The sequence below is a fragment of the Micromonospora acroterricola genome (genome assembly GCF_003172955.1).
In the GTDB taxonomy this organism is placed as follows: Bacteria; Actinomycetota; Actinomycetes; order Mycobacteriales; family Micromonosporaceae; genus Micromonospora; species Micromonospora acroterricola.
Map to the genome: position 1 here is coordinate 1 of NZ_QGKR01000257.1, position 18,484 is coordinate 18,484.

An 18,484-nucleotide genomic window follows, 5' to 3' on the forward strand; every position below is an offset into this window, starting at 1 on the left:
GCCCGGGAGGCCAGCGTCTTCGGCGGCGGCGTGGTCGGCGGTGGGGTGCCGCCGAAGACGCTGGCCTCCCGGGCGGTCTGGCGGATGCCGTTGGCCCCGTTGAAGATCCGCTGGCCCCAACTGGTCAGGCTGGCCGGGTTGAAGTCCGTGGCCATGTCGAGGTACTCCACGCCACCGCCGTTGCCGCTCCACGACCAGCCGAGCCAGCCGATCCCGTTGGCCTGGCTGTAGGCGAGGATCGTGTCCTCGTCCGGGTCACCGTCGGAGTGGTTGAAGCCGAACTCGCCGACCACGATGGGCAGGCCGGCCGCCCGGAAACGGCCCAGGTAGTCGGTGATCTCCGCGGCGGTGTCGAAGACCCCGTACATGTGGATGGAGAAGACGGTGTTGCGGGCCGGGTCGGCGGCGAAGACCGCCGCGGCGTTGTCGCGCATGGTGAACGACCAGTCCTGTCCCCAGTTCGGCGCGTCCACCATGATCGTGTGGGTCAGGCCGCCGGCGCGCAGCCGGGCGATCGCGTTGGCGTTGTCGGTGGCCCAGGAGGCGTAGTTCTGGTTGCCGTACGGCTCGTTGCCGATGTTGACGATGACATACCGCTCCTGGCCGGCGAGGACGTCGGCGAGGCTGAGCCAGTAGTCGACGGCCCGGGCGAGGGTGATGGCGCCGCTCTGCTCCCCGTAGCCGGTCGTGTCGTGCACCTCCAGCACGCAGATCAGCCGGTTGGCCTTGCACAGCGAGATGACGTTGGCGACGTCGGCGTTTGTGTTGCGGGTCCACCGGTCGCCGCTGGACAGCACCACCCGCACGGTGTTCGCGCCGAGCGCCTTGACGTCGGCGAACGAGCTGGTCTGCTGCGGGTACCAGGTGTGCGCGTGGTTGACCCCGCGCATGATGAATTCGGTGCCGTTGGCGTCGTACAGCTTGCCGCCTGCGACGGTGAAACCGGCCGCGGCCTGCGCCGGCTGGCCGAACGCCAGCACGGCGACGAGCAACGCGAGCAGGGCCGCGCCGGCGGCGGAGAGTCGTGTCTTCATGGCCTTCCTCAGGGAGGACCCCCGGTGCCCGACAGGGGTGGGACGTGACAGGGGAAGGCGGCTGCAGCCCGACAGCCGCCGCCCGGATCCCGGCGGCGCACGCATCAGCGTAGGGCGATGGGTTGGTTGGCGCAACCGGTTCAGTCCCCGGATACGGGGGCCGCACAACCGTGACGGCCCACGCGGGCGCGGGCCGTCACGGGGCGGTCATCCCCACCACAGGATGGGCGCCACACCGGGAGTCTTAACCGGTTAAGAGCGACGGTAGGCAGGTCGTGCCCATCCGTCAAGCGTTGCCGTCCGAACCGGACGGGAGGGTTGACGGCGGCTGACCTGGGTATCCCGGGACGATCCGTCGGCGGGAAGGGGAAACCAGAATGGTCAGCGTCGGCTACACCCTGATGTGCGAGCAGGCCGGTCCGAAGCAACTGGTCGACCACGCGGTGCGGGCCGAGGCGGTCGGCTTCGACCAGCTGGTGATCTCCGACCACTACTACCCCTGGCTGGACGCCCAGGGGCACTCCCCGTACGCCTGGTCGGTGCTCGGCGCGGTCGCCCACGCCACCTCCCGCGCGGAGCTGATGTCCTTCGTGACCTGCCCGATCCGCCGCTACCACCCCGCCGTGGTCGCCCAGAAGGCCAGCACGATCGGAGCGCTCTCGGACGGCCGGTTCACCCTCGGCCTCGGCGCCGGGGAGAACCTCAACGAACACGTGGTCGGCGGCTGGCCGCACGTGCAGCAGCGGCACGAGATGTTCGAGGAGGCCCTCCAGATCATCCGCCCGCTGCTCAACGGCGAGTCCCTGACCTTCTCCGGCAACCACTTCGACGTGCCCGACGCCTACGTGTGGGACCGTCCCGAGCAGCCGGTGCCGATGGCCGTCGCCGCCTCCGGCCGGCAGTCCGCCACCCTGGCCGCCGAGTACGCCAACGGGATCGTCGCCACGGAGCCCGACCGGCACATCATCGAGATGTACGACGACGCCGGCGGCGCCGGCCAGCCCCGCTACGGTCAGGTGGCGATCTGCTACGGCCCCGACGAGGCGGAGTGCCGCAAGATCGTGCACGACCAGTTCCGCTGGTTCGGGATGGGCTGGAAGGTCAACGCCGAACTGCCGGGCCCGGAGTCCTTCGCCGCCGCCACCCAGTTCGTCCGCGAGGAGGACGTCGCGGAGGGCATCTCCTGCGGGCCGGACGTGGACGCGCACGTCGAGGCGTTCCGGAAGTTCGTCGACGCCGGCTTCACCCACGTGGCGATCGTCCAGGTCGGCGGGGAGAGCCAGCCGATGTTCCTGGACTGGGCGCAGGAGCAGTTGCTGCCGCGCCTGCGCTCGCTGTGAGGCTCACCCCCGCCGGCCGGTTCAGCCTCGCCGAGCTGCGGCTCGCGCTGGCGGCGCCCCGGCCGGCCGGCGGGCTGACCAGCGAGTGGCGAACGGTCGACGGGCTGCGGACGCACACCCGGCGCAGCGCGGACCCGGGGACCGGGGCGCCGCCGGTCGTGCTGGTGCACGGCCTGGCGGTCTCGCACCGCTACCTCACCCCGCTGGCCGTCGCGCTCGCCCACACCCATCCGGTGTACGTGCCGGACCTGCCCGGCTTCGGGCTGACCGAGCACCCCCGGGGCGCGTACGACGTCCGCGACCACGCCGACCACCTGGCCGCCTGGCTGGCCGCGTACCAGCTGCCGCCGGCCTGCCTGGTCGGGCACTCGTTCGGCGCCGAGGTGGTGGCCGCGCTCGCCGCCGCGTACCCGGATCTGGTCCGCGCCCTGGTGTTGGCCGGGCCGACCAGCGATCCGGCGGCCCGGTCCCGGTCGGGTCAGTTCGGCCGCTGGCTGGTGGACACCCTGCGCGAGGCGCCCCTGCAGGCGCCGATCCTGGCCCGCGACGTCTGGGACGCCCGGCCCTGGCGGGTGGCCGCGACGCTGTCGCACTCGGTTCACAACGCGATCGAGGCCGACCTGGTCCGGGTCGCCGCGCCGACCCTGGTGGTCAACGGCGGGCGCGATCCGGTGGTGCCGGCGTCCTGGCGGGCCGAGGCGGCCCGGCTGGTGCCCGACGCCGGCCTGGTCGTCGTGCCCGGCGCCGCGCACAACGTGGCCACCACCGCCCCGGCGGAGGTCGCCGCCGCGATCTGCCAGCTCCTCTCCCCGACCCTGACGAGAAGGTGACCGCATGCGCTTCGGAAACGTGGAGATCCGCCCGCTCGGCGGCGGCCTCGGCTGCCTCCTGATGATCCTCTTCTCGATCGTCGCCTCGATCGTGCTGACCGTCCTGCTCAACCTGGTCCTCTGACCGGGCCGTGCGGGCGGGTCAGGCCGGGTCGAGGTCCAGCTCGGCGACGAGGGGGTAGTGGTCCGAGGCGGCTCCGGCGTCCCCGTCGCGGACCACCCGGACCGACCGGGCCCGCGCGGCCACCGGTGCGCTGCCGAAGAGGTAGTCCAGCCGCATCCCGGCGAACTCGGCCCCGCCGAACCGGGTGGGCACGGTGAGGCCGTCGGCCTCCGGCGCCCCGGCCGCCGTCGAGGGCCAGAGGTCGACCAGACCGGCGCCGAGCAGCCGGGCGACAGCGCGGGTGTCCACGGTGTCACTGCCCCGCCGCAGGTGCCGCCGCCGGTAGAGGGCGGGCATCCCGGCCAGGCGCGCGGTGTGGTCGACGGTCGGGTCGAGCGAGTTGAGGTCGCCGGCGACCAGCGTCAGCGGCCCCTGGGCGCGTCGCACCGCGGCCACCAGCCAGTCGACCTCCACCCGCCGCCGTCCCCCGGAGTACGGGTACAGGTGGGTGCCGAGCACGGTCAGCGGGCCCGCCGAGGTGGCAACGACGACACGGGCGGCCGCGTGGTGGAACGGCCGCCGCAGCGCCCCCGCCGCGACGACCCGGAGCGGCGGCCGGACCAGCACCGCCACCGGCTGCCCGAGGCAGGACCGGGCCAGCTGGGGTGCCATTCCCAACCGGCCCGCCACCTCGGCCATCAGCCCGCCGCGGTCGAAGCCGCGCAGCTCCTGCAGGGCCAGCACGTCCGGCGCCTGCCCGGCGACGATCCCGACCACCCGGTCCAGGCGGTCGGGGCCACCGCGGTCCCGACCGCCGGTCCGGATGTTCCAGGTCATCACGCGCAGCACGGCAGCCCTCAGTCGGCGCGGCCGGCCCGCGCCAGCTCGTCGTCGAGGGTGGCCACGTCCTCCGACTCGATGCTCGGTCGGTTGCCTTCCCGCACGTCGGCGTTCGGGCGGACGATCAGACAGAGCAGCCCGATCCAGAGCGCGGAGAGCAGGATCGCCCCCATGAAGTCGGTCGGGTGGTGCATCCCCCGGTACATCCGCGAGGCGGCCACCCCGACCGGCATGACCACCGCGAGCGCCACGAAGACCCAGCGCCACCAGCGGTCGGTACGCGGCAGCACGATGACGGCGATCGCCAGCCAGACGCAGATCGTCGCCGCGATGTGCCCGGACGGGAACGAGGAGGTGGGCATCTGCCCGTCCAGGTTCTCCACCGACGGGCGCGGCCGGTCGACCGCGTGGGCGGAGGCGAGGAAGAGCGTCAGCTCGCCGACCATCGCCAGCGCCAGGAATAGCACCGGCCGCCAGCGCCGCCACACCGCCAGCACCAGCGGACAGAACACCAGCGAGATCAACAGGATCGCGTGGGTGTCGCCGAACTTGCTCCACCACCAACTGATCTCGGTCAGCGTGCCGGTGTGCCGCTCGGCGAACCAGCGCGGCACCTCCGTGTCGAGCGTATCGAAGAAGGTGCCCTTCGCGTGGTAGCTGACGTACATGCCGAAGCCGTACAGCGCCCCGAAGACCAGCACCCAGCCGACCAGCAGCTCAGCCACCGCCGAGCGGGGGTGGGCCAGCACGTGCTCCTCGGCCGGGGCGGGGGCGATGTCGTGCCCGGCCTCCGGCTCCAGGCCCTCGGTCAGCGGCGGCACCGGCCGGCCCCGCTCGCGCCGCCACAGGCGGAACGCGTACGCGGTGACACCCAGCCAGGCCGCGCCGAGCAGCCAGCCGGCCAGCACGTCGGAGATGAAGTGCACGCCCAGCGCGATCCGGGTCAGCCCGATCAGTGCCACCAGCACGGCCGCCCCGGCGATCGCCGCCCTGCGCCAGCGGGGCGCCATCGCCGGCAGGAACACCAGCAGCAGCGCCCCGTACGCGACGAACGAGCCGAGCGCGTGCCCGCTCGGGAAGCTGTTGCCCGGCGCGCTGGCGATCGGCACGTCCACCACCGGGCGGAGCCGGCCGACCAGGGTCTTCAGCGAGGGGTCGAGAATCAGGCCACCGACCCCCGTGATGATCAGATAGACGGCCAACCGTGGCTGCCGCCGGATCAGCAGGCTGACCACGGCGATGGTGACCAGCCAGATGAGCACCGGCCGGCCGCCCAGGTCGGTCACCGCCTGGAGCACGGTGACCAACGCGTGGTGCGGGGCCACGAGCCCGTTGAACCACTCGGCGACCGCGTGGTCCGCGTCCTGCAACGGGCTCCACCGCACCCGGACGAGCAACAACAGCAGCCCGAAGGCCACCCCGGCACCGGTGACGGCCACCAGACCAGCGATGCTCCGCTCGGTGAAATGACCGATCGGACGCCGCGCCACCTCTTTGACCGCGGTCACCCCGCACCTCCCTTGTCTGCCTGGCGAGGCGCATTACCCGATTGGCGCAACCGGTACACGCGCACGACCGGCGGACGCGGCTAGAGGGCGGTCATGTCGCCGGTGTCGAAGAGCTCGGCGCGGTCCGCCTCCGGCACCCACAGGTCCGGTTGGGCCGGCTCCTGCACACCGATGCGCAGCGCCTCCAACTGGGCGGCGAAGGCCAGCCCGCCGAAGAGCGCCATCCCGGTGAGGTTGGCCCAGAGCAGCAACGCCATCATCCCGGTCAACGCGCCGTAGGTCTGCCCGAAGCCGTCGCTGATCTGCACGTACGCGGCGAGCAGCAGGCTGGCCAGCCACCACAGCGCCGTGGCGATGCCAGCGCCGAAGAACAGCCAGGACAGGCCGGGCTGCCTGCGGCGCGGCGCGCGACGGAACAGCACCGCCACGGCGAGCACGGTCAGCCCGAGGCTCAGCGGGAAGCGGACCACGTTCCAGATGCCGTGGGCGACCTCGCCCCACTCGTAGTGCTCCCGCACCGAGTCGCCCACGGCCCCGCCGGCGACCAGGATCAGGAAGCCGGCCAACGCGGGCAGGCCGGCGGTGACGGCCAGCACGGCGGCGCGAAGGTACTTCCACACCGCCGGACGGTCCCGCTCCACGCCGTAGATCCGGTTGGCACCCCGTTCGATCTGGGCCATCGTGGTGGTCAGCGCGACCAGCCCGGTGAGCAGACCGAGGGTGAGCGCCAGCTCGCCGGCGTCCTCCACGCGTTCGCCCTCGCCGAGCAGCTCGGCCACCATCTGCTCGCTCTGGCCGGGGGTCAGCGCCAGCACGGTGTCGGCGACCACCCGGCCGCCCTCCTCGACGCCCAGCTCGCTGATCAGACCGGTGAGGGCGATCAGGAAGGGCACCACGGCGAGGCAGAGTTGCAGCGCGAAGGCGCGGGAGTGGCTGAACCCGTCGCCGTAGCGGAACCGGATGAACGCGTCGCGCAGCAGGTGCCAGCCGCCCTGGCGGCGCAGGGTGTGCCACGCGTCGTCGGCGGAGAGCTCGTCGTCGGCCATCAGCCGGGTCTCCGGCACGATGCGGGTGCTACTCACGGCGCGCCTCCTCGATCAGCCGCTCGCCCCGCTCTCCGGCCTTCTGCGCGTTTACGGCCAGGTCGGGGGCCTCCTCGGGCTGTGGCACGCAGAGCCAGAGCGCCTGGGGACGCACCACCGCCCGCAACTGCCGGCTCGGCGAGATGAGGTCGCCGTCCAGCTCCCGCGGCTGGGCCCGGTTGCTGGTGACCACGACGCGGCGGCCGCGGAACACCTCCATCTGTGGCACCTGGCCGCTGCGGCGGATCACCGCCCAGCCGAGCGCGAGCCAGTGCCGCAGGTTGCGCGGGGTGAGCACCGCGACGTCGAGCCAGCCGTCGTCCGGCTCGGCCTCGGTGAGCAGCCGCACGCCGCCCTGGAGCCGGCCCACGTTGGCGATCAGCACCGAGCGGGCCCGGCGGCGCACCGGCGGCCGGTCGTCGATGCGGATCTGCACCCGCATCGGCCGGTCCCGCAGGTGCCGGGCGGCGCCCACCACGTACGCCGGCCAGCCGATCCTGGCCTTGGTGGTCTCGGAGGTGGCGGCGAGCATCTGGGCGTCGAAGCCCATGCCGGCCATGACGGTGAAGTACCTGTCCTCGACGGCGCCGACGTCGAGCAGTCGCCGGCCCCGCTCGATGGCGACCTGGAGCCCGGCGGCCATGTCGGTGGAGAGACCGAGGTTGGCGGCGAGCAGGTTGCCGGTGCCCTGGGGCAGGACGGCCAGCGCCACGTCGGTGCCGACGAGGCCGCTGACGCAGGACATCACCGTGCCGTCGCCGCCGCAGGCGAAGACGAGGTCGACGCCGGCCTTGACGGCCTGCTCGGTCTGGCCCCGGCCCGGGTCGTCGACGGTGGTCTCGTACCACTGCGGCTCGGGCCAGCCGGCGGCGGCAAGCGCGTCGTTGACGGTGCGGCGCAGCTCGTCGAGATCGTCGACCTTCACCGGGTTGACCACGACGGCGGAGCGCAGCCCGCCGTCGCCGCCCGAGGGTCGCCTGTCGTGTCCATCCACGGCGCCAGTGTGCAGCACCGGGGCGGCTTCAGCGAGCCCTCGAGCGGCTGCGTCGGAAGTGCCACAGACAGGTTTCAACGCGCCTGTCACCGCATCGTCAGGCCGCCGCCCGCAGCGCGTTCTCCACCCGGCGGCGCAGGTCGTCCAGGTCGGCCCCGGCCTCGGTGAGCACCAGCGCGCCGAGTCCCTGCCCCTCGCGGAGCACCCCGAGCAGGATGTGCTCGGTGCCGATGTGGCGGTGGCGCAGCCGCAGCGCCTCCCGCAACGACAGCTCCAGCACCTTCTTCGAGCGGGGCGAGAACGGCCCGCCGAGGAACCGCCGGCGACTCCAGCGGCGTCGCGGCGCCGGCACGGCCTCGCGGAGCGCGTCGGGGCCGAAGGACTGCTCGATCCTGGCCACGATCGCGGCGAGGTCGATGCCGATCTCCCGCAGGGCCGCCGCGTCGGCGTCCCCGAGGCCGGCGCCGCCGTTGGCGGTGTGCCGGCGGATCCGCTCGCGCAGGTCGTCGGCGCGGACCCCGGCGTCGGCCAGCACCCGGCTGGCCAGACCGGCCTCGTCGGCCGTCAGGGCGAGCAGCAGGTGCTCGGTGCCGACCGGGCGCTGGCCCTCGACCCGCGCCTCCTCCAGCGCCCGTCGCACGACGTCGCGCGCCCGGTCGGTGAACCGTTCGAACATCACGCCTCCCAGGATTGGTTGACCGCCGGTCGCCCGGCGTGCTTCTTGTGCACCGCCTGCCGGCTGACCTCGAGCGCGTCGGCGATCTCCTGCCAGGACCAGCCCTGTCGACGGGCGTTGTCCACCTGGACCACCTCGAGCCGCTCGAGCAGCCGGCGCAGCGCGCGGACGGCGCGCAGCCCGACCCGGGGGTCGGTGCTGCCGGCTGCCGCCGCGAGTTCCGTCGCCTGACTCATGCCGTCAACATACGTTGACAGTGCCACCCGCGTCAACCCTCGTTGACGAGGCCACGGTCAACGGCGATCCGGCCCGCCGCCGCCACCGTCCGACTACCCTCGGTCAGGGACAGCGTGGTCGTGCCGGGCGCGACGCCCGGGAGGTGATGTCGGATGGCCGCATCCGCCGATGCAGCGGTGCTGGTCGGCCTCGGCTCCGACGATGACCTCCCGGTCGTCCGACTGGCCGCCGAGGAGGCCGCCGCACACGGCCGGCCCCTGCACCTGCTGCACGCCTTCGACTGGCATGCGGCCTTCGCCGCGGACACCGTCGCCGCGCCCCGGGACCGGGCCGAGGGTCTGATCACCCAGGCCGCCCAGCTCGCTCACGAGGTCGAGCCCGGGCTGACCGTCCGCGGTGAAATCGTCGAGAGCGCCATGCTCCGTACCCTGATTCGCCGGTCGGAGACGGCTTTCCTGCTCGCGGTCGGCGACAGCGGGATGGCCGCCAGCGGCGAGTGCGTCCCGTCCGAGACACCTGCCGTGCAGCTGGCCGCACGCGCGGGCTGCCCGCTGCTGGTCGTCCGCCGCGACCCGCCGCCGGAGGGTCCGGTGCTGGTGGGGGTCGACGGCTCCCCCAGCTCGAACCTCGCCCTGGAGTGGGCCTTCGAGTGCGCCGCCCGACGCTACGCCCGACTGCTGGCGCTGCGCGTGGTGGAGCCCGACGAGGACACCGACGAGATCACCGACCAGCTCACCGAGGTGGTGGCCCGCTACGCCGCCCGCCGCGCCGAGGTGCCGACCGAGTGCCGCGTCGTCCGCGGTGATCCCGGTGCGGTGCTGGTCGACATGTCCAGCTCGGCGCAGATGGCGCTGGTCGCCGCACGCGGCGACGAACCGGGGCGCGGCATGCTGGGGGCGGTTGCCCAGTCCCTGCTCTACCACTCCCCCGCCCCGGTGGTCGTCGTCCGCGGGCTCACCGACATGCCGCTGACCGGGCCAGCCGCCCATCCGGCGCGGGACCGACGGCCCTGACCCGGGGCGTCGACAGCGGCGAGGCTGGACGCCGGACGACCCACTCCCACCGACGAGAGGCATCAGCACCATGGACACCGCTCTCGACGCGCGCCGTGCCCTCACCGACGACGAGCTGCGCCGGCTGGACGCCTACTGGCGCGCCGCGAACTACCTCACCGTCGGGCAGATCTATCTGCTGGGCAATCCGCTGCTGCGGCAGCCGCTGTCCCCCGACGACATCAAGCCCCGGCTGCTCGGCCACTGGGGCACCAGCCCCGGGCTCAACCTGATCTACGCCCACCTCAACCGGGTGATCGTGGCCCGTGACCTGAACGCCATGCTGGTCACCGGTCCCGGGCACGGCGGCCCGGCCATCGTGGCCAACACCTGGCTGGAGGGCACCTGGTCGGAGCGCTACCACGACGTGTCGCGCGACGAGGCGGGGATGGCCCGGCTGTTCCGGCAGTTCTCCTTCCCCGGCGGCATCCCCAGCCACGTCGCGGCGGAGGTGCCGGGTTCGATCCACGAGGGCGGCGAGCTGGGGTACGCGCTGAGCCACGCGTACGGCGCCGCCTTCGACCACCCGGACCTGGTGGTGGCCTGCGTGATCGGCGACGGCGAGGCAGAGACCGGCCCGCTGGCCGGCAGTTGGCTCTCCAACGTCTTCCTCAACCCGGCCCGCGACGGGGCGGTGCTGCCCATCCTGCACCTCAACGGCTACAAGATCGCCAACCCGACGGTGCTGGCCCGGATCCCCGAGACGGACCTGCTCGACCTCATGCGCGGGTCGGGCTACCAGCCGTACGTGGTGGCCGGCGACGACCCGGACGAGGTGCACCGGGCGCTCGCCGCGACGCTCGACCGGGCGCTGGACGAGATCGCCGCGATCCAGCTCGGGGCCCGCTCCGGCGGTGTCGTCGAACGCCCCCGCTGGCCGATGATCATCCTGCGGACGCCGAAGGGCTGGACCGGTCCCCGCGAGGTCGACGGCAAGGAGGTGGAGGGCACCTACCGCGCCCACCAGGTGCCGCTGTCGCAGGTGCGGACCAATCCCGCGCACCTGGCCGAGCTGGAGCACTGGCTGCGCAGCTACCGGCCGGAGGAGCTGTTCGACGCCACCGGCGCGCCGGTGGACGAGCTGTGCACGCTGCCGCCGCACGGCGACCGGCGGATGAGCGCCAACCCCGTCACCAACGGCGGCATGGTGCTGCGCGACCTGACCCTGCCCGACTTCGGCGAGTACGGGGTGGACGTCCCCCGGCCGGGCGAGCCGATGGCCGGCGCGACCGGCGCGCTCGGCCCGTGGATCCGCGATGTGATCGCCGCCAACCCGCACACGTTCCGACTGTTCGGCCCGGACGAGGTCGCCTCCAACCGGCTGGACGCCGCGTTCGAGGTGACCGACCGGGTGTGGGTCGCCGCCACGGTGCCCGGCGACGACCACCTCTCCCCGGACGGCCGGGTGATGGAGGTGCTCTCCGAGCACCTGTGCCAGGGCTGGCTGGAGGGCTACCTGCTGACCGGCCGACACGGCGTGTTCACCAGCTACGAGGCGTTCATCCACATCGTCGACTCGATGCTCAACCAGCACGCCAAGTGGCTGAAGGTTACCCGGAGCATCCCGTGGCGGCAGCCGCTCGCCTCCCTGAACTACCTGCTCTCCAGCCACGTCTGGCGGCAGGACCACAACGGCTTCTCCCACCAGGACCCGGGCTTCATCGACCACGTGGTCAACAAGAAGGCCGAGGTCGTCCGCGTCTACCTGCCGCCGGACGCCAACACCCTGCTCGCCACCATGGACCACTGCCTGCGCAGCCGGCACTACATCAACGTGGTGGTGGCCGGCAAGCAGCCGGCGCCGAACTGGATGACGATGACCGAGGCGATCCAGCACACCCGCCGCGGCCTGGGAATCTGGGAGTGGGCCAGCAGCGACGGCGGCAGCGAGCCGGACGTGGTGCTCGCCTGCTGCGGGGACGTGCCCACGCTGGAGACGCTGGCCGCCGCCGAACTGCTGCGCCAGCATCTGCCGGACCTGCGGGTGCGGCTGGTCAACGTGGTGGACCTGATGCGCCTCCAGCCGGCCACCGAGCACCCGCATGGTTTGCCCGACAACGAGTTCGACACCATCTTCACCGCGAACCGGCCGATCATCTTCGCGTACCACGGCTACCCGTGGCTCATCCACCGGCTCACCTACCGCCGCACCAACCACGAGAACCTGCACGTGCGCGGCTACAAGGAGGAGGGCACCACCACCACGCCCTTCGACATGGTGATGCTCAACGACCTGGACCGCTTCCACCTGGTCATCGACGTCATCGACCGGGTGCCCGGGCTGGCCGCCCGCGCCGCCCAGCTGCGCCAGCGGATGGTCGACGCCCGGCAGTCGGCACGCGACTACACCCGCCGCCACGGCGAGGACGACCCCCAGGTCGCGGAGTGGCGCTGGGTCCGCGAAACCGATCCGACCAACCGCTGAGGAGGACGACGTGCGGGACGCGGAGATCCTGGTCGGCTACGACGGCTCCACCGACGCCTCGGTGGCCCTGAACTGGGCACTCGAGGAGGCCGAGCTCAGTGGCCAGCCGGTGCGGCTGGCGTACGTCTTCGAATGGCTGACGGTGGCCGGTTGGGTCGGCCCGGGGGTGGCGCCCGGCGTCTGGCCGGACGACACCGCCCGGCGGCAGGTGGAGGACCTGGTCCGGGACGCGGCGGCGCAGGCCGCCGCCGCGCACCCCGACCGCAGCGTCGACGGCGAGGTGTACGACGGCCCGCCCGCCCTGGTGTTGCAGGAACGCTCGGCCGAGGCGGGGCTGCTGGTGCTCGGCAGCCGCGGCCACGGCGGGTTCGGTGGGCTGCTCGCCGGGTCGACGGCGGTGGCGGTCGCCGCGCACGCGCACTGCCCGGTGGTGGTGGTCCGGGACGGGGCCGTCAGCGCACCGGCCGGCCCGGTGGCGGTGGGCGTGGACGGCTCCGAGCCGTCGCTGGTGGCGCTCGGCTTCGCGGCCGAGCGGGCGGCCCAGCGGCAGGTGCCACTGCGCGTCCTGCGGGCCTGGACACCCGGGCCCGGCGGGGCGGCCGGGGTGCCGGACGAGCGGGCGGCGGTGGAGGAGACGCTGGAGCCGTGGCGGCGGACGTTCCCCGAGCTGGCCGTGACCGTCGACCTGGTCCCCGGCAGCCCGGCGGCCACGCTGATCGAGGCGAGCCGCGACGCGCGGCTGGTGGTGGTCGGCAGCCGGGGCCGGGGCGGGCTGGCCGGCATGCTGCTCGGATCGGTCAGCCAACAGCTGATCCAGCACGCCCACTGCCCGGTCGCGGTGGTCCGGGAACGCTGACCCCGGCGGGCGCGACGACCCGGTCCGGTCGGGACCTACGACCCGTGCGGCCCGGCCCGGGATGCCACAGGATGGGGTGACAGCGCGCGCGGAGCACCCCGCCCCGAGGCGCGGACGGGCAGGAACGGAGAGGTCGTGACCATGAGTCAGGAGAGCGAGCTGATCACCGCGCTGGCGGAGGCCGCCGCGACCGCCGGGCGCGCACCCTCGGTGCACAACACCGAGCCGTGGAGCTGGCGGGTGCTGCCCGACGCGCTGGAGTTGCGCACGGCCCCCGACCGGCAGCTCGCGGCCACCGACCCGGAGGGCCGGCTGCTCGCCCTCAGCTGCGGCGCCGCCCTGCACCACGCCCGGCTGGCGCTCACCGCCGAGGGGTGGCGCGCGGTGGTGGAGCGGCTGCCCGACCCGCAGGACGCCGAGCTGCTGGCCCGGCTGACCACCCTGGGCCGCGTGGCGGCCGACCCGGACGTTCTGCGGCTGGTGCGGTGCATGCGGATCCGGCACACCGACCGGCGGCCACTCAGCGACGAGCAGGTGCCCACCGACGCGATCGGGGAGATCACCCGGGCGGTCACCGCCGAGGGCGGCCGGTTGCAGATCCTCGACCGTGATCAGGTGCTCGAGCTGGCCGCCACGGCCGGGCACGCCGACACGGTCGAAGCCGAGGACCCGGAGCTGCGTGCCGAGCTGGCGTACTGGACCAGCCGGGCCGGCACCGGCGCCGGCCTGCCGCCGGAGGTGCTGCCCGAACAGCCTCCGCAGACCACCGTGCCGGCGCGCGACTTCGGCCGCGCCGGCAGCCTGCCGGTCGGTCCCGGCCACGACAGCGCGGCCGTGTACGCGCTGCTGCACGGCGACGAGGACGAGCGGGACAGCTGGCTGCGCGCCGGCGAGGCACTCTCCGCCGCCTGGCTGACCGCCACCCGGCTCGGCATCTCGGTGGTGCCCCTCAGTGCGGTGGTGGAGGTGCCGGGCACCCGGCAGACCCTGCGTCAACTGCTCGCCGGGCTCGGTTTCCCGTATCTCGTGCTGCGGTTGGGGATCGCGGACCCGGCGCACGCGGGCCCGCCGCCAGCCCCGCGGCTGACCACCGAGCAGGTGGTCGACACCTCGGCGGTCTCGGGCGAGCGGCGCTGACCGGGCAAGGCGCCAGCCCGGTCGGCCCACACCCCGCCGGCCGGTCGACGAGGTGCTGGACCCGCCGGTGGTGCCGGCCTGAGCCGGCACCACCGCCCCCGATCGGCGAGCCGTTCAGGCGGCGAGCAGCGCCCCCTCGCGCTCCGGGTCCAGGCCCACCGTCACCCGGGCCGGTCGGCCGGCGCGCGGCGGCACCGACCCCACCGCGCGCAGCCAGCGCCAGGTGTCGGCGACGGTGTCGGCCACCGGGCGGCAGGTCAGCCCCGCCGCGTACGCCTTCCGCACGCCGCGCTCCTGCAACCACCGGAACTCGTGGCCCTCGGGAACCCAGATGGGCAGGTCGTTCCAGGGGACCACCCCGGCGGCCAGGATCGGCGCCGGGTCGGTCCAGCGCAGCCGCGCACCGGAGCCGGTCACCGCGACGACCGTGTCGAGCAGCTCGCCCATCGTGGTGTGCCCCGGGTGGCTGATCACGTTGAACGCGCCGCCGACCCCCTCGGCGGCACGGTCCAGCGTCCACGCGACGAGGTCGCGCACGTCGATGTACTGCACGGGCAGGTCCGCGGGGCCGGGCGCGAGCACGTCCCCGCCCCGGGCCACCCGCTGCAGCCACCAGGGCAGCCGGCCGATGTCCTCACCGGGCCCCAGGATCAACCCGGCACGCACCAGCAGCGCCCGCTCACCGAAGACCTCCGTCGCGGCCAACTCCCCACCGGCCTTGCACTGCGCGTAGTCCCCGTCGACGGCGTCGGCGGACGCCTCCACAGTGGGCGCCTCCTCACCGACCTGCGCCGGCACCGGCATCGCGTAGACCGAGCCGCTGGAGATGTAGGCGTAGTGCCCGACCGAGCCGACCAGCGCACGGGCCGCGTCCCGCACCACCCGGGGCGCGCTGTCCCAGGTGTCGACCGCCAGGTCCCACTCGCCGCCCGCCAGCGCCGCCAGGCCGTCCGGTGCGGCCCGGTCACCCCGCAACCGGTGTACGCCCGGCGGCACCGCGCCGTGCAGCCCCCGGTTGAACACCGTCACCGACCAGTCCCGGCGCAGCGCCTCGGCGACCGTCGCCCCGCCCACGAAACCCGTCCCGCCCAGCACCAGCAGTCTCATGCGGTCCACCCTGCCGGGTCATGACGGTGGGCGGCACCCACGTTCACCCTCAGCGGATCTCCCCACAGCAGAACGCGCGCAGACAACGACGGCGCCGGACAACGTTCACGCTCGACGTCGAAGGCCACCGGCGCCGGCGAGGAGATCGTCCAGTGGCCGTGTCGAGGGCCGGTCCGGACCGCCACCGGATTGTCGAAGGGTGGCGGCGGCTCGCGGTGGCCCGCAACGGGAACGGCTCGTTACCGGTCTTCCGGTAACGAGCCGTCTGAGCTGGTGGGCGATACTGGGTTTGAACCAGTGACCTCTTCCGTGTCAAGGAAGCGCGCTCCCACTGCGCCAATCGCCCGTGGTGACCGCCCGAACCGGCAGCCAGGCCCCGTGGGGCGGGATCGCGAGCGGACGACGGGATTCGAACCCGCGACCCTCACCTTGGCAAGGTGATGCGCTACCAGCTGCGCTACGTCCGCACGTCCCCGGCGTGCGCCGGCGACGGGTGAACTCTACCCGATGCCAAGATCGCCGGTGCCGGCGCCCTGGGTGCTGGCGATTGCGCTGGTCGACGGTGGGGTACTGAAGGACTCGACAGCGCACCACATCCCCCTAAGGAGGCTGTCGTGGGTATCGGCACCAGCATCTTCCTGATCGCGCTCGGCGCGATCCTCACCTTCGCGCTGGACGCGAGCGTCGGCGGCATCAACCTCGACGTGGTCGGCTGGATCCTGATGGCAGCCGGTGTGCTCGGCCTCATCATGACCACGCTGATCTGGGGTCGCCGCCGCGAGGTGGTCACCACCGCCGAGCAGCCCGTCGAGTACCGGCGGGTCGAGGAGCCGGTCGAGTACCGCCGGGTCGAGGAGCGGCGGGACATCGCCCCGCCCCTGTGACACGACGACCGCGCGGAGCACGCGGATGACGGGCCGGCCGCCTCAGTCGAGGTGGCCGGCCCGTCGCAGCGAAAGCCCAGCCGAGCGCTGGTCAACCGCGTCCCGGCCCCCGTTAAGATCCAACTCGTGGAGTCCCTCGACACGGTGCTGGCCGCACACCGGGCGTACCTGCTCGGATGGAACGTCGGCCCACCCGGAGGCCCCGACCTGCCGACCTATCGCAGCGAGGTCCCGCACGCGCCCCTCAACGGCGTGCTGCGTGTCGCCGGGCGTACGCCCCGGGACGCGCTCGCCGAGGCCCGGCGCCGGCTCGACGGCGTACCCCGGGTGTGGTGGGTCGGCCCGGACAGCGACGCCGACACGGCCGATGGCCTGGTGTCCCTCGGCGCCGTCGAGGTCGCCCGCCTGCCGATCATGACCGTGGCGATCGGCGAGGCGGCCGGCGTTCCGGCGCCGGCCGGGCTGCACATCGCCGAGACCATCGACCTGGACGCGTTCGTCCCGGCCTACGCCCGCGTGTCCGGAATTCCGGCGGAGGGTGTGGCGGCGGCGATCGACCGGGAGAAGGCGTTCACCGGCGACGGCAGCGTGGTCAGGCTGGCCGGTCGCCTCGCCGACGGCCGGATCGTCGGGACGGCGGTCGCCTGGCTCAGCCACGGCCTGCTCACCCTGTACTTCGTCGGCACGCAGCCCGAGGAGCGCCGGCGGGGCATCGGCGCGGTGATGACCAGGGCGGCGCTCGACCTGGCCGCCCAGCGGGGCGTCCGCACGGCGGCACTCGCCTCGACTCCCGTCGGCGAGCGGGTCTACGGACGCCTCGGCTTCCGCACCGTGGGCACGTTCCGGCTGCTGACCTTCTGAGCCGCGGACGCGGGGCCGCGCCCATACAGAAGGGCTCGTTACCGGAGTCCGGTAACGAGCCGTCTGACCTGCTGTCCAACTGGTGGGCGATACTGGGTTTGAACCAGTGACCTCTTCCGTGTCAAGGAAGCGCGCTCCCACTGCGCCAATCGCCCGTGCTTGTTGCCGAGGTGGGGACGGGATTTGAACCCGCGTACACGGCTTTGCAGGCCGTTGCCTCGCCTCTCGGCCACCCCACCGAGGTTGCCCCCGTCGTACGTGGCGGCAGCTCCGAGCGGACGACGGGATTCGAACCCGCGACCCTCACCTTGGCAAGGTGATGCGCTACCAGCTGCGCTACGTCCGCACGCCCCCGGCGTTCCCGGGTGACGGATGAGAACTTTAGCCGAGCCGGTGAGCGACTGCCAACTCGGGGTCGGCGTCGGCGCGTCCTCCCGCGCGGCGGGGCGGTGATCGACTCGGCATCCCTGAAGCCGGGTCATCCCCCGCCCCCGGACACCGCGACATCACCGATCCCGAGTGGATCACCACGGGCCAGCTTCCTAGGGGGCTGGCCTGGGCCTCACTGGCCGTCACATTGCTGGATCATTGCGGGACCATGTCGCCCGGCCGGCGAGGCGAGGGCGGAGGGGCACCCCGACCCGGCGGACGGTGCCGGCGGACCTCGACGAACGTCCCCTGAAGAACGACGAAGGACACCTCCGGGAAGTGTCCGGCTTCCGACTGTCGCATCACGGATCGGGCGGCGGCGGTAACTGTTCGTGTTCGGTTGGATGGGCTACGGTAACGGTCGTGACGAGACGTGCGGCCGAGATCCGCCTGGATGCCCTGCTGCGCACAGCCTGTGACGTGATCGTGGAGCGCGGTCTGGCCAACACCCGGACGGCCGACGTGGCGCAGGCCGCAGGGGTCAGTCAGGCCCTGGTTTTCTACCACTTCGCCACCAAGGACAGATTGCTCGCGCAGGCGTTCGCGTACGCGGTCGACCAGGATCTGGCCCGGCTGGACGCGGTGACCCGCTCCTCGGCCGCGCCGCTGACCAAACTCCGCCGGATCCTCAAGCTCTACACCCCGGCCGGGCGAGCCACCTCCTGGTCGATGTGGATCGACGGCTGGTCGGAGTCGCTGCGTACCCCCGAGTTGGAGAAGGTCTCCCGCCGGCTCGACCTGCGGTGGCGGCAGGACCTGGCCGCGGTCATCTCCGCCGGGGTCGCGGACGGCACCTTCCAGTGCGCCGACCCCGACGGGGCGGCCTGGCGGATCAGCGCGGTCATGGACGGCCTCGCCGTGCAGCTCGCCGTGCACGAGCGGGTCATCTCCCGCCGGCAGTTCGGCGAGTGGGTGCGGCTGGTCGCCGCCCGGGAGCTGGGCCTGGAGCCGACCGACCTGGACTGACTGTGAGGCTGGCCGGGTTGGCCCGGAGGTGATGGGCTGATGGTCGGCAGTAGTGGACGTGACTCTTGGCCTGACTGGCTTTGTGCCTTCGAGAGGACTTGTCCGTCCGCTGCTGCCGGCGCC

General features: G+C 73.3%; 16 protein-coding genes, 5 tRNA genes and 2 pseudogenes. 9 read left to right on the forward strand and 14 right to left on the reverse strand.

Annotated features, from left to right (window positions below; all coding sequences use genetic code 11):
* A partial coding sequence (locus tag DKT68_RS22620) for a glycoside hydrolase family 5 protein (RefSeq protein ID WP_109819408.1) occupies positions 1–1,034 on the reverse strand: 1,034 nt, incomplete at its 3' end.
* Positions 1,035–1,411: 377 nt separating this feature from the next.
* Here DKT68_RS22620 and DKT68_RS22625 point away from each other — a divergent pair.
* A complete protein-coding gene (locus tag DKT68_RS22625; RefSeq protein ID WP_109819409.1) occupies positions 1,412–2,374 on the forward strand; it encodes a TIGR03557 family F420-dependent LLM class oxidoreductase in 963 nt (320 codons plus the stop codon).
* A complete protein-coding gene (locus DKT68_RS22630; RefSeq protein ID WP_109819410.1) occupies positions 2,371–3,204 on the forward strand; it encodes an alpha/beta fold hydrolase in 834 nt (277 codons plus the stop codon). Before DKT68_RS22625 ends, DKT68_RS22630 begins: the two co-directional genes overlap by 4 nt.
* A 142-nt stretch (positions 3,205–3,346) precedes the next feature.
* Here DKT68_RS22630 and DKT68_RS22635 read toward each other — a convergent pair whose 3' ends face one another.
* The 7 genes and pseudogenes from DKT68_RS22635 to DKT68_RS22660 form a co-directional block, all read right to left on the reverse strand.
* Positions 3,347–4,156, reverse strand: coding sequence for an endonuclease/exonuclease/phosphatase family protein (locus tag DKT68_RS22635; RefSeq protein ID WP_109819411.1), 810 nt, complete (start codon positions 4,154–4,156; stop codon positions 3,347–3,349).
* Positions 4,157–4,164: 8 nt separating this feature from the next.
* Complete coding sequence (locus DKT68_RS22640) at positions 4,165–5,655, reverse strand: phosphatase PAP2 family protein (RefSeq protein ID WP_109819412.1); 1,491 nt, start codon at positions 5,653–5,655, stop codon at positions 4,165–4,167.
* 80 nt (positions 5,656–5,735) lie between these two features.
* Positions 5,736–6,737 carry a YihY/virulence factor BrkB family protein gene (locus DKT68_RS22645; RefSeq protein WP_109819413.1) on the reverse strand — a complete coding sequence of 334 codons (1,002 nt, stop codon included), beginning with the start codon at positions 6,735–6,737 and terminating at the stop codon, positions 5,736–5,738.
* Positions 6,730–7,731 carry a diacylglycerol/lipid kinase family protein gene (locus tag DKT68_RS22650; RefSeq protein ID WP_109819421.1) on the reverse strand — a complete coding sequence of 334 codons (1,002 nt, stop codon included), beginning with the start codon at positions 7,729–7,731 and terminating at the stop codon, positions 6,730–6,732. Before DKT68_RS22650 ends, DKT68_RS22645 begins: the two co-directional genes overlap by 8 nt.
* A 124-nt stretch (positions 7,732–7,855) precedes the next feature.
* Positions 7,856–8,035, reverse strand: a pseudogene (locus tag DKT68_RS32810) (Clp protease N-terminal domain-containing protein); the annotation flags it as partial.
* 189 nt (positions 8,036–8,224) lie between these two features.
* Positions 8,225–8,407: pseudogene (locus DKT68_RS32815) on the reverse strand (Clp protease N-terminal domain-containing protein); the annotation flags it as partial.
* Entirely contained in the window at positions 8,407–8,643 is a 237-nt protein-coding gene (locus tag DKT68_RS22660; RefSeq protein WP_074318164.1) for an HTH domain-containing protein, read from the reverse strand. The pseudogene DKT68_RS32815 and the gene DKT68_RS22660, both read right to left, overlap by 1 nt.
* 153 nt (positions 8,644–8,796) lie before the next feature.
* On the opposite strand from DKT68_RS22660, the gene DKT68_RS22665 reads away from it, so the two are divergent.
* From DKT68_RS22665 to DKT68_RS22680, 4 genes are all read left to right on the forward strand, one after another.
* On the forward strand, positions 8,797–9,657 hold the full coding sequence (locus DKT68_RS22665; RefSeq protein WP_109819415.1) for a universal stress protein: 861 nt from the start codon (positions 8,797–8,799) through the stop codon (positions 9,655–9,657).
* A 70-nt stretch (positions 9,658–9,727) separates the two neighbouring features.
* Positions 9,728–12,121 carry a phosphoketolase family protein gene (locus DKT68_RS22670; RefSeq protein ID WP_109819416.1) on the forward strand — a complete coding sequence of 798 codons (2,394 nt, stop codon included), beginning with the start codon at positions 9,728–9,730 and terminating at the stop codon, positions 12,119–12,121.
* Positions 12,122–12,131: 10 nt separating this feature from the next.
* Positions 12,132–12,977 carry a universal stress protein gene (locus DKT68_RS22675; RefSeq protein ID WP_109819417.1) on the forward strand — a complete coding sequence of 282 codons (846 nt, stop codon included), beginning with the start codon at positions 12,132–12,134 and terminating at the stop codon, positions 12,975–12,977.
* 141 nt (positions 12,978–13,118) lie between these two features.
* Entirely contained in the window at positions 13,119–14,114 is a 996-nt protein-coding gene (locus tag DKT68_RS22680; protein ID WP_109819422.1) for an Acg family FMN-binding oxidoreductase, read from the forward strand.
* Between the two features lie 114 nt (positions 14,115–14,228).
* Here DKT68_RS22680 and DKT68_RS22685 read toward each other — a convergent pair whose 3' ends face one another.
* The 3 genes from DKT68_RS22685 to DKT68_RS22695 form a co-directional block, all read right to left on the reverse strand.
* Positions 14,229–15,221, reverse strand: coding sequence for an NAD-dependent epimerase/dehydratase family protein (locus tag DKT68_RS22685; protein WP_109819423.1), 993 nt, complete (start codon positions 15,219–15,221; stop codon positions 14,229–14,231).
* A 271-nt stretch (positions 15,222–15,492) separates the two neighbouring features.
* Positions 15,493–15,567, reverse strand: a tRNA-Val gene (locus DKT68_RS22690).
* A gap of 48 nt (positions 15,568–15,615) precedes the next feature.
* Positions 15,616–15,688 (reverse strand) — tRNA-Gly (locus DKT68_RS22695).
* Between the two features lie 147 nt (positions 15,689–15,835).
* Here DKT68_RS22695 and DKT68_RS22700 point away from each other — a divergent pair.
* Both DKT68_RS22700 and DKT68_RS22705 read left to right on the forward strand, forming a co-directional pair.
* Complete coding sequence (locus DKT68_RS22700) at positions 15,836–16,105, forward strand: DUF6458 family protein (RefSeq protein ID WP_109819418.1); 270 nt, start codon at positions 15,836–15,838, stop codon at positions 16,103–16,105.
* A gap of 126 nt (positions 16,106–16,231) precedes the next feature.
* Positions 16,232–16,966: a GNAT family N-acetyltransferase gene (locus DKT68_RS22705; protein WP_146218421.1), complete on the forward strand. Its 735-nt coding sequence runs from the start codon at positions 16,232–16,234 to the stop codon at positions 16,964–16,966.
* A gap of 80 nt (positions 16,967–17,046) precedes the next feature.
* On the opposite strand, the gene DKT68_RS22710 is transcribed toward DKT68_RS22705, so the two are convergent.
* The 3 genes from DKT68_RS22710 to DKT68_RS22720 all read right to left on the reverse strand — a co-directional run bounded on the left by DKT68_RS22710 (position 17,047) and on the right by DKT68_RS22720 (position 17,312).
* Positions 17,047–17,121: transfer RNA gene (locus tag DKT68_RS22710), tRNA-Val, on the reverse strand.
* Positions 17,122–17,134: 13 nt separating this feature from the next.
* Positions 17,135–17,205 (reverse strand) — tRNA-Cys (locus DKT68_RS22715).
* A 34-nt stretch (positions 17,206–17,239) separates the two neighbouring features.
* Positions 17,240–17,312: transfer RNA gene (locus tag DKT68_RS22720), tRNA-Gly, on the reverse strand.
* 446 nt (positions 17,313–17,758) lie between these two features.
* On the opposite strand from DKT68_RS22720, the gene DKT68_RS22725 reads away from it, so the two are divergent.
* The gene (locus tag DKT68_RS22725; RefSeq protein WP_109819420.1) at positions 17,759–18,361 is read left to right on the forward strand and encodes a TetR/AcrR family transcriptional regulator; all 603 of its coding nucleotides are present in this window, start codon (positions 17,759–17,761) and stop codon (positions 18,359–18,361) included.
* Positions 18,362–18,484 lie beyond the last annotated feature (123 nt).

Coding starts and splice junctions, on each gene's coding strand:
- DKT68_RS22625 (WP_109819409.1), top strand. CDS start 1,412: ATGGTCAGCGTCGGCTACACCCTGATGTGCGAGCAGGCCGGTCCGAAG.
- DKT68_RS22660 (WP_074318164.1), bottom strand. CDS start 8,643: ATGAGTCAGGCGACGGAACTCGCGGCGGCAGCCGGCAGCACCGACCCC.
- DKT68_RS22665 (WP_109819415.1), top strand. CDS start 8,797: ATGGCCGCATCCGCCGATGCAGCGGTGCTGGTCGGCCTCGGCTCCGAC.
- DKT68_RS22670 (WP_109819416.1), top strand. CDS start 9,728: ATGGACACCGCTCTCGACGCGCGCCGTGCCCTCACCGACGACGAGCTG.
- DKT68_RS22680 (WP_109819422.1), top strand. CDS start 13,119: ATGAGTCAGGAGAGCGAGCTGATCACCGCGCTGGCGGAGGCCGCCGCG.
- DKT68_RS22685 (WP_109819423.1), bottom strand. CDS start 15,221: ATGAGACTGCTGGTGCTGGGCGGGACGGGTTTCGTGGGCGGGGCGACG.